This is a genomic window from Streptomyces sp. SID3343, assembly GCF_009865215.1.
Classification (GTDB): Bacteria; Actinomycetota; Actinomycetes; order Streptomycetales; family Streptomycetaceae; genus Embleya.
Map to the genome: position 1 here is coordinate 1 of NZ_WWJX01001422.1, position 13,675 is coordinate 13,675.

Annotated in this window: 11 protein-coding genes; 7 read left to right on the plus strand and 4 right to left on the minus strand. The window is 70.3% G+C overall.

All coding sequences use genetic code 11. The annotated features are described in order from the left end of the window. Positions 1 to 3: 3 nt before the first annotated feature. The 4 genes from GT354_RS45120 to GT354_RS45135 all read left to right on the plus strand — a co-directional run bounded on the left by GT354_RS45120 (position 4) and on the right by GT354_RS45135 (position 6,291). The gene (locus GT354_RS45120; RefSeq protein WP_161363177.1) at positions 4 to 1,503 is read left to right on the plus strand and encodes a cobyric acid synthase; all 1,500 of its coding nucleotides are present in this window, start codon (positions 4 to 6) and stop codon (positions 1,501 to 1,503) included. Positions 1,504 to 1,806: 303 nt separating this feature from the next. Next, entirely contained in the window at positions 1,807 to 2,694 is an 888-nt protein-coding gene (locus GT354_RS45125; protein WP_161363161.1) for a metallophosphoesterase, read from the plus strand. A 206-nt stretch (positions 2,695 to 2,900) separates the two neighbouring features. Beyond that, positions 2,901 to 4,682 (plus strand): hypothetical protein, encoded by a 1,782-nt coding sequence (locus GT354_RS45130; protein ID WP_161363163.1) that lies wholly within the window; start codon positions 2,901 to 2,903, stop codon positions 4,680 to 4,682. Between the two features lies 1 nt (position 4,683). Then, positions 4,684 to 6,291, plus strand: a complete 1,608-nt coding sequence (locus GT354_RS45135) for a hypothetical protein (RefSeq protein WP_161363165.1) — start codon at positions 4,684 to 4,686, stop codon at positions 6,289 to 6,291. Between the two features lie 178 nt (positions 6,292 to 6,469). Here GT354_RS45135 and GT354_RS45140 read toward each other — a convergent pair whose 3' ends face one another. Then, a complete protein-coding gene (locus tag GT354_RS45140; protein WP_161363167.1) occupies positions 6,470 to 7,012 on the minus strand; it encodes an HNH endonuclease in 543 nt (180 codons plus the stop codon). A gap of 280 nt (positions 7,013 to 7,292) precedes the next feature. Next, the gene (locus GT354_RS45145; protein WP_346012466.1) at positions 7,293 to 7,835 is read right to left on the minus strand and encodes a YbhB/YbcL family Raf kinase inhibitor-like protein; all 543 of its coding nucleotides are present in this window, start codon (positions 7,833 to 7,835) and stop codon (positions 7,293 to 7,295) included. A gap of 340 nt (positions 7,836 to 8,175) precedes the next feature. Between GT354_RS45145 and GT354_RS45150 the strand changes: the two genes are divergently transcribed. Continuing rightward, on the plus strand, positions 8,176 to 9,660 hold the full coding sequence (locus GT354_RS45150; protein WP_161363169.1) for a hypothetical protein: 1,485 nt from the start codon (positions 8,176 to 8,178) through the stop codon (positions 9,658 to 9,660). 72 nt (positions 9,661 to 9,732) lie between these two features. On the opposite strand, the gene GT354_RS45155 is transcribed toward GT354_RS45150, so the two are convergent. Then, entirely contained in the window at positions 9,733 to 10,521 is a 789-nt protein-coding gene (locus tag GT354_RS45155; RefSeq protein ID WP_161363171.1) for a sporulation protein, read from the minus strand. 66 nt (positions 10,522 to 10,587) lie between these two features. Here GT354_RS45155 and GT354_RS45160 point away from each other — a divergent pair, with 66 nt between their 5' ends. Together GT354_RS45160 and tyrS are read left to right on the plus strand one after the other, a co-directional pair. Then, positions 10,588 to 11,304, plus strand: a complete 717-nt coding sequence (locus tag GT354_RS45160; RefSeq protein ID WP_161363173.1) for a DNA-3-methyladenine glycosylase — start codon at positions 10,588 to 10,590, stop codon at positions 11,302 to 11,304. Positions 11,305 to 11,491: 187 nt separating this feature from the next. Then, positions 11,492 to 12,769: a tyrosine--tRNA ligase gene (gene tyrS / locus GT354_RS45165; RefSeq protein ID WP_161363175.1), complete on the plus strand. Its 1,278-nt coding sequence runs from the start codon at positions 11,492 to 11,494 to the stop codon at positions 12,767 to 12,769. A 284-nt stretch (positions 12,770 to 13,053) separates the two neighbouring features. On the opposite strand, the gene GT354_RS55265 is transcribed toward tyrS, so the two are convergent. Beyond that, positions 13,054 to 13,675, minus strand: a 622-nt coding sequence (locus GT354_RS55265) for a hypothetical protein (RefSeq protein ID WP_237536091.1), incomplete at its 5' end; no start/stop codon positions are given.

Consider the following 13,675-nt stretch of genomic DNA (forward strand, 5'->3'; position numbering starts at 1 on the left):
GCCATCCTCGTTGCCGGTACTACCTCCGATGCCGGGAAGAGCGTTGTCGTCGCCGGGCTTTGTCGGCGGCTTGTGCGTGAGGGGGTCAAGGTCGCGCCGTTCAAGGCGCAGAACATGTCGCTGAACTCCATGGTGACCAACGACGGGGCCGAGATCGGGCGCGCGCAAGCGATGCAGGCGGCTGCGGCGCGGATCGAGCCCGAAGCGGTGATGAACCCGGTACTGCTCAAGCCCGGGGGGATGATGAGCAGTCAGGTCGTGCTGCTCGGCAAGCCCATCGCCGAGGTCGGCGCGCTGAACTACCGCGACCTCAAGCCCCGGTTGTTCGAGGCCGTGGTGGAATCGCTCGCCGATCTGCGCGCGCGCTACGACGTCGTGGTGTGCGAGGGCGCCGGCAGCCCCACCGAAATCAACCTGCGCGATCGTGACATCACCAACATGGGCCTCGCCCGCGCGGCGAACCTGCCCGTGCTCGTGGTCGGCGACATCGACCGAGGCGGCATCTTCGCGTCGTTCTTCGGCACCCTCGCGCTGCTTTCGCCCGAGGATCAGGCACTGGTGTGCGGGTTCGTGATCAACAAGTTCCGCGGTGACGCGCGCCTGCTCGACCCGGCGCTGACCCGCATGCGCGAACTCACCGGCCGCCCCGTCCTGGGCGTCCTGCCGTTCCTCGGCGGCCTGTGGCTCGACGTCGAGGACTCGCTCGCGCTCGACGCCGACCGCGGTACCCCCGAACCGCCGCTCGGCGAGGACGTTCTGCGCGTCGCGGTGGTGCGGCTGCCGAGGATCAGCAACTTCACCGACATCGACGCGCTGTCCGTCGAACCGGGCGTCGTGGTCCGCTTCGTGAGTACGCCGGGGGAGATCGCCGACGCCGACCTCGTGGTCCTGCCCGGCACCCGTGCGACCGTCGCCGACCTCGCATGGCTGCGTGCCCGCGGCCTCGACGCCGCGCTCGCCCGCCGAGCCGCCGAGGGCCGACCGATCCTGGGCATCTGTGGCGGCTACCAGATGCTCGGCCACGAGATCCACGACGACGTGGAGAGCCGCGAGGGCACGGTGACCGGGCTCGGCCTGCTGCCCGTGCGCATACGCTTCGCCGCCGACAAGACCCTCGCGCGCCCGCACGGTTACGCCGCCGGCGAACCGGTCACCGCGTACGAGATCCACCACGGCGTCGTCGACGTCGAGGCCGGCGAGCCGATGTTCACCACCGCCGACGGCACCGCGCTCGACGGCTGCCGGGTCGGTGCCGTGGCCGGCACGTTGTGGCACGGGGCCCTGGAGAACGACGGCTTCCGCCGCACGTTCCTGGCTCGCACCGCCGAACTGACGGGCCGTCGGTTCGTGGTCTCCCCGGACACGTCCTTCGAGGGCGCCCGGCAGAGCCGGCTGGACGCCCTGGGCGACCTGGTCGCCGACCATCTCGACAACGCCGCCGTCGACCGCCTCATCACGCGCGGCGCGACTCCCGGGATGCCGTTCGTACCGCCGGGGGCGTGAGGCCGGAAGGCGCGTAAGGCCCGAGAGTGCGTGAGCCCCGAGAGTGCGTGAGGTCCGAGCGCGTGTAGCGCGAGAGCGCGTGCGGCCCAAGGGGCACCAGGGCACGCGCGTTCCGGAAAGCCCCTGCGGGCGCGCCGAGTCCGGGGGAAAAACCTCAGCCGTCCGACCGCGCGATCGTCGATGATGGCCTGAGGGCGGGTACGCGCGGCACGCGGGGGAGCGTGCGCACCCGCCGGAAACAGCGTACGGCGACGCACCCGACACGACTCGGGCGCGACGGCGCACAGGAGCGGGGGGCTCACGATGCGGATCCTGCTGGCCGGCGACACACACGGCAACACCGGACACGTCCGACGGTTGCTGGACGCCGCCGCCGAACTCGACGTCGACGTGATCTTCCAGCTCGGCGACTTCGGCTACTGGGAACACGAGTCGTCCGGCGTGCGCTACCTGGACGCGGTCAACCGCTCGGCCCGCTCGCGCGGCGTGGACGTGTACTTCCTGGACGGCAACCACGACAAGACGTCGCTGCTCATGGAGTCCTACGGCGACCGGCGCGACGAACACGGCTTCGTGATCGTGCGGCCCCGAGTGCGCTACGCGCCGCGCGGGCACCGTTGGTCGTGGTGCGGAACGCGGTTTCTCGCGTTCGGCGGGGCGCTGTCGCTCGACCGCGAGCAGCGTCTGGCCGAGGAACGCCGCCGCTACGAGAAGGCGCTGCGCAAGGAATCCTTCCGGCTCGGGGCGGGCCGCCCGGCCGCCGAGGTGCCCGACTTCGCCGGGACGCTGTGGTTTCCCGAGGAGGAGGGCGACGACGCCGACATCGACGCGATCCTGACCGACCCCTCGCCCGTCGACGTCCTGCTCACGCACGACAAGCCGCTGCGCACCGTACCCGCCTTCAATCGCAAGGGTGACCCGCGCTGCCTGCCCAACCAGGAGCGCGTGCAACGCCTCGTCGACGCGTACAGTCCGAGTCTGGCCGCGCACGGGCACCTGCACTTTCGCTACACCGAACAACTTCCGCACCCCGACGGGGCGTTCACGCGCGTCGAGGGGCTGGCCGCCGACCCGATGGCCTCCTACGACGTGCCCGGCTATCGAGTGCCGGCGTCGTGGCTCGTCGTCGATACGGCCGATCTCGCGCCCGCTCACGATCCGACCGCCGCCCAGGCCGAAACCGGCCGCTGAACGCTCGCCCGACGCCCCCGGCCGGCCCGGGGGTTCGCCGGCCGCGAATCCTCGGTTGGCCGCGGAAACGCCGAGTGAGCCCGGTGACACCCCTGTGCGCCGGCTGTCGCCGTACGTCGATAACCTCTGCGAACACATGATCGGATCGCCGATCCGGGGCCGGGGGGCGGACTCACCGGGGCCGGTGGTCCAGGGGAGGAATCGGCATGTCCGACATGCCCGTTGCCGACGAAGGCGCCACCTCGCCCGGCGGCGAAGCGAAACCCGGGCCCGAGCGGCCCGACCACGAACCGCACTCCGACCACGAACCACATTCCGATCGCGAACCACACTCCGATCACCCGGGCCCACCATGGGAACCCGCGCCGGACAGGCCGAGCCTGCCGGCCAAGTCGACCGGACCCTTCGAACCGGTCACAGCCGCAGCCCGTACCGACACGTCACCGCCCGACCCGGCACCCACCGCCGAGGCGCTCACCGACACGGCATCCACCCACACCCCGCCCACCGACGCCGACGGCCGCACCCCGCTTGCGACCGAACCCCCCGTGCCCGTCGGCGGTTACGGCCCCCGGCCCTACGTCGAGACCTCCGACGGAGAGCGCCGAACCATGCCCGGCAGGCGACCGGCCGTCCTCGCCGGTCTCGCCGCCGTTGCCGTGTTCGTCGTCCTGGCCGTCCTCTTCGGCTTCGGCGATGTCGGCAACCTCGGCAACCTGTTCGACCAAGCCGACCGCTCCGCCGCCCCGGTCGCCCGGCAGGACGACCCGAGCACCGGCACCACGACACCCAAGAACAAGCCGCGCGTCACCCGGATCGAGGCCGCCGATCTGGCCACGATCACCGACGCCCGGACGAAAGCGCTCAAAACCGGCGACGTCGAGGCGTTCCTCGTCGGGATCGATCCGGCCCAGAGCGCGCTCGTCGCCGACCAGCGGCGCCTGTTCGCGAACCTGCGCCTGTTCTCGTTCGGCAACGCCGAGTTCCGCCCGGCGACCGATCCCGTCGAACCCGCGTCCGACGGCGGCCCGCTCACTCGCGAGGTCGCCGTCGTGTTCGCGCACCAACTCACCGGCGTGGATCGCGAGCCCATCGCCGAGGAGTACCGGTGGACGCTCACCCGCGCGTCCGTCGACGCCCCGCTGCTCGTCGGCAAGATAACCGGCGGCCGGCTTCGCGGCGGCAACGCCTATCCGGCCCCCTGGGACGAGGGCGAACTCGCGTTGATCGAGCGCCCGCACGTACTGCTGGCCGTACCGGCCAAGAACAAAGCCAAGGCGCAAACGTGGGCCGACCGCGCCGAGACGGCGGTCAAGAAGGACCTCGCGGTCTGGAAGGGCCCCGGCATCACCCCGCAGCGCTACGTCCTGTACGTCACCCCCGACCGCGCGACCTTCGACCGCTCGCTGGCCGGCAGCAACCTGCCCAACGTCGAAGGCGTGTGCCGCAGCTTCCCGCCCGCCCGGCCGACCAACCGTGACGAGCCGATGGCCGGCAGCCGGATCACGCTCGACGGCAGCCGCGAGTTGTTCACCGCAGGAGACGCCCGCCAGCAGGGCCACCTGATCCGCCACGAGGTCGGCCACGCGATGGTCGCCGAGTTCGAACGCGGCGTCGCGGGACCGCCGTTGTGGGTGTCCGAGGGCTTCGCCGAATACCTCGCGTGGACCGAGTACTCGCTGGCCCAGTGGCACCAGCCCGAGGCCCGCAAGCAGGTCGACGCGGGGAAGTTCACCGGCACGTTGCCCACCGACGCCGAGATCAACTCTCCCGACGAGCAGACCGCGGCGGTCGGCTACCACTACAGCATGTTGGCGATCCGCTACATCGCCGAGAAGTACGGCATCGCCAAGGCCGACGCGTTCGTGGTCGCCGTCTACCAGGACGCCGCCCACCTCGACGAAGCACTTCGGACCGCGACCGGTCTGGATCGGAACACGTTCGAGGCCAACTGGGCCAAGTACGTCAAGGCAAAGGTAGGCAGCTGACGTGCGACCGTACGACCCGTACGACCCGTGGCCGAACGCGGTCACACCCGGCACCCCCGCCCCCGGCGTCCCGGGGCCGGCGAACGCCGCGCACGCCCCGAACACGCACGCACCGAACACGCACGTCCCGAACGCACCGGCCGACCCGTGGCCGAACGCCGTCACGCCCGACGTCCCGGCCGGGCGATCGGCCCTGGTGTCGATCGTGTCCGGCATGGCCGCGCTGATCCTGGTGGCCGTCACGCTCGGCCTCGCCGGGGGCGCCCACGGCACCGCCGCCATGGACCTGATCGGCGACGACGCCGCCACCGCCCCCCGCGCCCCACAGGCGCAGACCGAGTCGCGCTTTCCCCCGCCGACCACCTCACCGCCCACTCAGAGCGCCACGCCGCCCCCGGCCGCGTCACTCCAGGTGCTGGTCCGCAAGAAGGTCGACGCGATCGTCGAGGGCCACACCAGCGCCCTCGCAGCGGGCGACCAGGCCGGCTTCCTGAATCGACTCGACCCGGCCACCCCAGCGCTCGGCACCGACCGCAAGCGGCTGTTCGACAACCTGCGCAAGGTCCCCTTCGACACCGCCCGTTGGACCGTTACCGCAGCCGAGTTCACCGCCGCCGACGGATCCAGCGTCCGCACCTCCGGCACCGCAGCGGCCTGGCCCGTCACCGGCACCCTCGACGTCGGGTTCGAGCACGCCATAGCGGGCGTGGACGTGGCCAACGTGCGGGAGCTGTACGTGTGGAAGGTGCGCTGCGTCGACCCGGCCGACGCCTGCACCGTCACCGCGGTGGAAGGAGGCAAGGACACGCAGCGGCGCCTGTCGGGCTACCCCGCGCCGTGGGACCTGTGGGACCTGTCCGTCGAAAAGCGCGCACACGTCGTGCTGATGGGCCCCAAAGCCGACGCGGCCGTGCTGCGCGGCCGGGCGACGGCGGCCGAGAACGCCGCCGTGTACACACTCGGCGCCTGGAAGGGCGGCCCCGGCACGTCACCGGGCTTCGCGCTCGTGCTGACGTCGTCGCGCAAGTCCTTCACCAAGCTCTACAGCAGCGAATCCATCCGGGACTGGGCGGCCGGCTACGCGCTGTCCCTGCCGGGCGAGAAGATACCCGTCGGCGGTGCGCGCCTGGTGGTGGACGACGAAGAACTCAGCTACGACGCGGACTTCACCCGCAGTCTGCTCCGGCACGAGATGACCCACGCGCTCGTCGCCACGCTGTTCCGCTACTCCGGAGCGGGGGAGACCCCGACCTGGCTGATCGAGGGCTTCGCCGACTGGCAGGCCGACGCCGACCGCCCGATCGCCGGCAGCCTGTCCGCACGCGACATCCGCACCCAGGTCGACCGGCGCAAGTTCACCGGCAAGGTGCCCACCGACGAGGACTTCGAGACCGACGACACGGACCGCGTCGAGCACGCCTACAACCTGTCCCACCTGGCCGTGCGCTACCTCGGCGACACCTACGGCGCGGCGAAGGTGGGACAGTTCCTGACCGCCGCCTACGCCGGTACCTACGATTCCGTCGACATCGCGATGAAGACCATTCTCGGGGTCGAGTTCGAGGAGTTCCAGACGAGTTGGGCCGCCTGGGTCCGCAAAACCGTCTGACCCACCGGCGACCGTCCCCGACGCTGTGGCCGCGCCCGACATACGCGTCGGACCCGTCGAACGGACGGCGATACACCGGAAGCCACCACACGCACGCCGAAACCGACGAAGCCGCCCGGTGGGGATCGAGATCCCCACCGGGCGGCTTCGGTTCGCCCGTCACACCTTCGACGATCCGTCAGGCGCCCATCGCCACCGCCATCGCGGGCGCAGCCGGCCGCCGCATCGGCTCCGCGAGCCACTGCGCGCGCTCGACCCCCGTCACGCCGAACGCGAGCACCAGAGCCCGCGTCGCGGACGGCTCGTACGGCTGGAACAGCAACCGCATCCCGGCCTCCTCGGGAGTCCGATTCGCCTTGCGCTGGTTGTCGCTCCCGCACGCGGCCACCGTGTTCAACCACGAGTCGGCGCCCCCGCGCGACCGCGGCAACACGTGGTCGACCGTGGTCGCCCGCCCGTCGCAGTACGCGCAGCGCCGGTTGTCCCGAAGCAACACGCCCCGCCGCGACCAGGCGGCCTGTTGTCGGAACGGCACCCGGACGAACTTGAGCAACCGGATCACCCTCGGCAACGGAAGTTCCACAGTCGCGGCCCGCACCACACGGCCGGGATCGACGTCCTCGACGACCGCCTTCTCCTGCAACACCAACACGAGCGCGCGCTTGAACGACACCGTCGCCAGCGGCTGATACGTCGCGTTCAGCACCAAAGTCTCCCGCATGCGACCTCCCCTCAACCGGCCGACGAGGGGACGAGCGAGCACCCGGACGCGCACCGAACCAACCGGGCGCGTTCCACGCGCTCAGCTTTGGGGCGGTGCAGCGACGCTCATGCGCACCCTTCGACTCGACGGACCGTCAGTACGGACAACCCGACCACTGTGCCTTTCGAGGGATCACCGGGACAACGCAATTACCGGACGGAATCATCGAATCGGCCGACCGAATCGGCGCGCCCGGGCACCGGATCGCGCCGGCTCGACCGACGGTGCGCGCGGGCGATCACCGAGCGTACGTGGACACCGCGACCGCGCGCGCGAGCGTGTGGGAGAACAGATTGAAACCCACGTACGCCGGCGTCGCCGACTCGTCCACGCCCAGCTTGTCGACGTCGAGGGCGTGCACGGTGAAGACGTACCGGTGCGGGTAGTGGCCCTCGGGCGGCGCCGCGCCGACGTAACCCGGCCCGCCGGTGTCGTTGCGTACGTGGAACGCGCCTGCGGGCAGGCTCTTTCCGTCCACGGCACCCGCACCGGTCGCGAGCTCGTGCACGTCGCCCGGGACGTCCACCACGACCCAGTGCCAGAAACCGCTGTGCGTGGGCGCATCCGGGTCGAAGCAGGTCACCGCGAAGCTCTTCGTCTCCGGCGGGAATCCCGACCACGACAACTGCGGCGACAGGTCCTCGCCACCCGCTCCCATGACCCCGCTGACCTGAGCGGTCGGCAGCGTTCGACCATCCGTCAGATCGGTGCTGGTCACCGTGAAGGAGGGCTTCGCGGGAAGGTAGTCGTACGGCATCGACGGCTTGTTGGGCTCGGACACGCGACACTCCGATCGTGCTCGCCGGTACCCGGCCGAGTGCCGGGCGCCTGATCCCGACGAGCCTATTCTCACGGTCCGCGAAACCCGTGCCGACGTCCTCGGTATCCTCGCGCCAACAGGGGGGAGGGATGCCGGCGTGACCGAGCCGAACGACGACACGGGCAGATCCGACTCCGCCCCGGACCGATCCCCCGCAGGCGAAGCCGCCGACGCGACACCCGGCATACCCGACGCGACAGCGGAGCGAGCACCGGCCGCGATACCGCACGCGACGCCTGACGCGGCGTCAGAGGTGGCCTCGGCCCCGACTTCGGCTCCGACCCCGGCCCCGAATCCGGCCGTGCCGTCCGACCCGCCCCCCGCCGCGATACCCACCGCCATACGCACCGCGATACCCGACGCGACAGTCGAGCCCGCCCCGCCGCCCCGCCCGCGATCCGCGATCCGACGCCTGGCCGCGCCGCTCGTCGTGCTGGTCCTGGCCCTCACCGCCTTCGTCGCCTTCGGCAGCAGCCTCGGCCGGCCCGGCTCCGGCGCCACCCTGCCGCACTCCGGGCAGACCTCGCTCGGCAAACCGCTGCCCGGCACCGCGACCCCCGTGGCCCCCGCACACGGCCCCGTCGCCGCCGACATCCAGCGCCTCGCCGACGACCGCACCCAAGCCCTCGCCACCCACGACCAAACCGCCTTCGTCGCCGACCTCGCCGCGGACGACCCCGGCCTGGTGGAGGGCCAACTCCGGCTCTTCCGCAACCTCATGCGCGTACCGTTCGACTACGCCGCCTACCGCGTCGAGACCGTCCAGACCATGCCGGCCACCGACGACCGGTTGATCGCCTACGTGGACGTGTCCTTCGACCACCGCGTCACCAACGCCGACACCGCGACCGTCGGCGAGGGCTACCGCTGGACCGTCCTGCGCGCCACCCCGGGCGCACCGCTGCACATCACCGCCGTCGACGGCACCCCCTACGACGGCGCCGGCTACGCCTACGCGCGCGACTTCCCCGCCCCGTGGGACCACGCCGAACTCACCGTGGTCCGCCGCGACCACGTCATCGTCCTCGCCGACCCCGCGACCGGGCAGGGCGCCGAACAACTCGCCGACGACGCCGAGGACGCCGCCCGCGCCGACCTCGACATGTGGGCGGACGGCGGACCGGCCGGCACCGCACCCGGCTTCGTCATCGTCCCCGTCGCCGACCGCGCCACCTTCTATCGGCTGTACGGCGGCCGCACCGGCGAACACGGCGAGGAATCGGGCCTCACCTACGCCCTACGCACCACCGAACCCGCCGCCAAGGGCCGCTTCGGCGGCGCCCGTATCGTCCTGGACACCACATCGGGATGGTTCACCTCCCCCAACCCCGAGCGCCTGGGCGAACTCCTGCGCCACGAAATGGCCCACGCACTCGTCACCCCCCTGCGCACCGAGGTCCCCAACCAGGACCAGCCCGTGTGGGTCGTCGAAGGCTTCGCCGACTGGCTCGCCCTGCGCGGCGACGCCCTGGCCGGCAGCGACCAGCTCAACGAGGCCCGTACCTACGTCTCCACGAACCGCTTCACCGGCCGGCTGCCCACGGACGGCGAGCTCTACCAGGCCGACACCGTGGGCAACGCTGCCGCGTACGAGTTCGCCCACCTCGCGATTCGCCGGATCGAGACGATCGGCGGCGGCGCGGCCGTGTACGCCTTCGTCACCGCCGTCTACGCCGACCCGGCGCCAGCCGCCGTCGACGCCGCGATCGAGAAGACCACGGGTCGCCCCCGCGAGGTGTTCGAAAAGGAGTGGGCCGCGGAGGTCCAAAACCTGGTGGCCTCGTGACCCCCACGGCCCAGCCCACACCCGCCCCCGGCCGCCGCGAGGACCGCGAAACGCGACCGGAACCGGCCTCGACTAGAACCAGCCTCGACGCTGTCCCAACTCCTGGAACCACCCGTTGAGATAGGCACTCCAGTCCGTCTGCTCCGCCGACGCGTGGTCCACGGTGAACTGACGGTAGGCGTCGTTGCCGCCCCCGGAGAGCACCCCGCCCTTCTTGTCGATCTCCAACACGACCTCGGTCGAGTGCTCACCCGACACGAACGACAACTCGACCTCGTTGATCCCGCGCGCGTACGCCTGCGGCGGCGTGAACTCGATCTCCTGGTAGAACGGCAGCCGCTGGTCGGTGCCCCGGATGTGCCCCTTCTCCAGGTCGGCGCCCTTGAAATGGAAGCCCAGATTTCCGAACGCGTCGAGAATCAGCGCCTGCGCCGGAAACGCGTGCACCTGAATCGGGTCGAGATCGCCCTTGTCGATCGCCCGGTCGATCGCGAGTTCGGTGCGCACGCCGATCGTCGTACCGCGCAAGTGCACCCCGCGGAACGTGGTCAGCGGCGTCTCCCACGGCACCGGCAGCGAAAACGGCACGTCGTGCGTCGACCCCTCACGCAACGCGAACGCCCCGTCGACCTGGAGCCGACCGAACTCCTCGTTCCGCCGCTGCTCGCCGTCCTGGGTCTCGACCTCGACGACGGCCTGGAACTCGACGAACAGGCCTTCGATGTTCTGGTCGACCTTGCCGCCCCGGACCCGGATCAGTCCCTCGACCACACCACCCGGAGTCGTCTGAGGGTGGTGCAGCTCGGTCTCGACCGAGGCGCTGCCCGCGCCCATGCTCGCCATGAACTTCTTGAAAACCACGATGTTCCTCCCCGTATCGACGGCTCGACGGCCACATTCCATCACGCGCGCCTAAGCTGGATCGCCATGCGTGCCACCCCTGCCATCCGTCCCGCGTCCTCGCCCGAGGACCCCCTGCCGCGCTCGTTCTTCGATCGCCCCGTACTCACCGTCGCCGCCGACCTGCTGGGCCGCACTCTCGTGCACGACAGCGCGGCCGGACCGATCGAGCTGCGACTGACCGAGGTCGAGGCATACGACGGCGCCAACGACCCGGGCTCGCACGCGTACCGCGGCAAGACCGCCCGCAACGCGACGATGTTCGGCCCGCCCGGACACCTGTACGTCTATTTCACGTACGGCATGTACTGGTGCGCCAATCTGGTCTGCGGCCCGCCCGGCACCGCGTCCGGTGTGCTGCTGCGCGCCGGCGAGATCACCGCCGGTATGCCCCTGGCCCGTGTCCGCCGCACGACCAGCCGCAAGGACACCGACCTCGCGAGCGGCCCCGCCCGCCTCGCGACCGCCCTCGGCTTCGACCGCGCCCACGACGGTTTCGACGTGTGCCGCCACGAGGACGGCACCGAACTCGGCCCGATCCGAGTCCTGTACGGCACGCCACCGGCGCGCACCACGATCCGCACCGGCCCCCGCACCGGAGTCGGCGGCGGGGGAGCCACCCAGCCTTGGCGCTTCCACATCGCGGGCGACCCCACGGTCAGCCCGTACCGCGCCCACCAGCCGCGCAAGCGCACCCCCAAGCAGGGGGCGCCGAAGACGCCGACGAAGGCGACAAAGACCTAGCGGGTCCCGGCGACGGTCACTCCGTCGCCGGCGCGCCCGCGAGAAGGGGTTCGCGCCGAGGGCGGCGCGTCGGGCACCCTGTAACAGCTGTATCCACTACACCGCTCATCCGCTACATCCGTGGTAACCGCTGTGCGGCGGGGCCGAGACCGGCCGCGCCGACCGTCGATCTAGGAGAACAGGCACTGTGACGGACATCGTCGACGAGTTGCGGTGGCGGGGCGTACTGGCCCAGACCACCGACGAGGACGCGCTCAGGAAGGCGTTCGCGGACGGTCCCGTCACGGTCTATTGCGGGTTCGACCCGACGGCCGCGAGCCTGCACGTCGGTCACCTCGTGCAGGTCCTCACCCTGCGCCGGCTCCAGCAGTTCGGCAATCGCCCGATCGCCCTGGTCGGCGGGGCCACCGGCCTGATCGGCGACCCCAAGCCGTCCGCCGAGCGCGCGATGAACGAGGTGGACAAGGTCGCCGGCTGGACCGACCGGATCCGCGGCCAGTTGTCGGCGTTCCTCGACTTCGAGGGCGATGCCCCCACCACGGCGATCATGGCGAACAACCACGACTGGATCTCGCAGCTGAGCATCGTCGAATACCTGCGCGACGTCGGCAAGCACTTCAGCGTCAACCAGATGCTCGCGCGCGAGACGGTGAAGTCCCGCCTGGCCGGCGAGGGCATGAGCTACACCGAGTTCAGCTACGTGCTGCTCCAGTCGTACGACTTCGTCGAGCTGTACCGGCGGCACGGCTGCACGCTCCAGTTCGGCGGCAGCGACCAGTGGGGCAACATCACCGCCGGCCTCGACCTCATCCGCCGCATGACCGGCAACGAACTGCACGGCCACGCGCACGCGCTCACCACGCACTTGTTGACCAAGGCCGACGGCACCAAGTTCGGCAAGACGGAGGGCGGCGCGGTCTGGCTCGACCCCGAGTTCACGTCGCCCTACGCCTTCTACCAGTTCTGGCTCGGCTCGGACGACCGCGATGTGTCGCGCTACCTGCGGACGTTCAGCTTCCGCTCGCGCGAGGAGATCGAGGCCCTGGAGCAGCAAAGCGCGGAGCGTCCGCAAGCCCGCGCGGGTCAGCGCGCCCTCGCCGAGGAACTGACCACGCTGGTACACGGCGCCGACCAGTGTGCCGCGGTGATCGACGCGAGCAAGGCACTCTTCGGTCAGGGCGATCTGACCGCGCTGGACGAGGCGACGCTGCGCGCGGCCGTCGCCGAGCTGCCGAGCGCCGAACTCGCGGCAGGCCCGACGGTCGTCGACGCCTTGGTGGCGGCGGGACTTGCCCCGAGCAAGGGAGGTGCGCGGCGCACCATCAAGGAGGGCGGGGCGTACCTCAACAATGTGAAGGTCGCGGACGAGGACGCCGTCATCACGGCCGCCGACCTGCTGCACGGCCGCTGGGCGTTGCTGCGCCGCGGCAAGCGCAACCTCGCTGCGGTGGCAATCCCCGGGTAGGACAGGCCAGTTGCCCGGCCCCCAAGCCGGTTCCCGACCCGATCCGCTGGGTATAGGGGACCGGCTTGACCCGTCCAGGTGGGTGGTTTAAGCTCGTACGAGTTGCTACTTCGGGAGATCAGGACAGGCGCGCCCGCACATCGGCGCGATGGCCGATCCCGCCGCGACTCACACTCCAACGATCCATCCGGAAACGGACGGCCTTCGGCTGTCTCGGGACCGTGGCGTCGTCGTGGGTGCGAACCGGTTGTCGACACAGCCCTGGTGAAACGCACGGAATTGGATCATCCATTTTCCGAGGGTTTGATTTGTGCTGCCATTCGATAATCGGGAAACGCTTTCTCGGAAAGCGATTCGGCATTCGCAGGAAAGCCTGCTAAGGTCGAGGCTCGAGTTCGGAGAGATCCGAAGGCAAGACGCGCGGCTCGCGCCACCGACACCGTGAGAACGATCAAGCGGAGTCGGCGGAGACGAGAAAACGGGTCTGCTAAGCTCGAAGAGCCGGAAGTCGAAGAAGCGAAGGCTTCGAGGCGGAAAGCGAAGGACACGAAGCGGGTCGGAAGATCTGCTAGAGTCCGGGAGGCGGAAAACGCGGAAACGCGGTGGACGCCGAAAGCGAGGAAAGCGAAGCGGCCGAAACGGTGTGCTAAGCTGGAGACGCGAAAGAGAAACAAACGAAACACAGCAAGACGGCAACACGGTAGGACAGAAAAACAAAAGCAGTAAAAATGAACGAGTAAACGCCCGGAGGGCGCGGTTGATTCCGCACCGAAGGAAGCGTCCGTTCCTTGAGAACTCAACAGCGTGCCAAAAGTCAACGCCAAAGAAACACCCCCGGCGCTCGAGACACCCACTGTTCGGTGGGTCGTGGAGAGTGTTGGTGGTTCCTTTGAAGAAAATCCTGGG

Excerpts from the sequence above, each read along its gene's own strand:
- GT354_RS45140 (WP_161363167.1), bottom strand. The coding sequence starts at position 7,012 with ATGCGGGAGACTTTGGTGCTGAACGCGACGTATCAGCCGCTGGCGACG.
- GT354_RS45130 (WP_161363163.1), top strand. The coding sequence starts at position 2,901 with ATGTCCGACATGCCCGTTGCCGACGAAGGCGCCACCTCGCCCGGCGGC.
- GT354_RS45125 (WP_161363161.1), top strand. The coding sequence starts at position 1,807 with ATGCGGATCCTGCTGGCCGGCGACACACACGGCAACACCGGACACGTC.
- GT354_RS45160 (WP_161363173.1), top strand. The coding sequence starts at position 10,588 with ATGCGTGCCACCCCTGCCATCCGTCCCGCGTCCTCGCCCGAGGACCCC.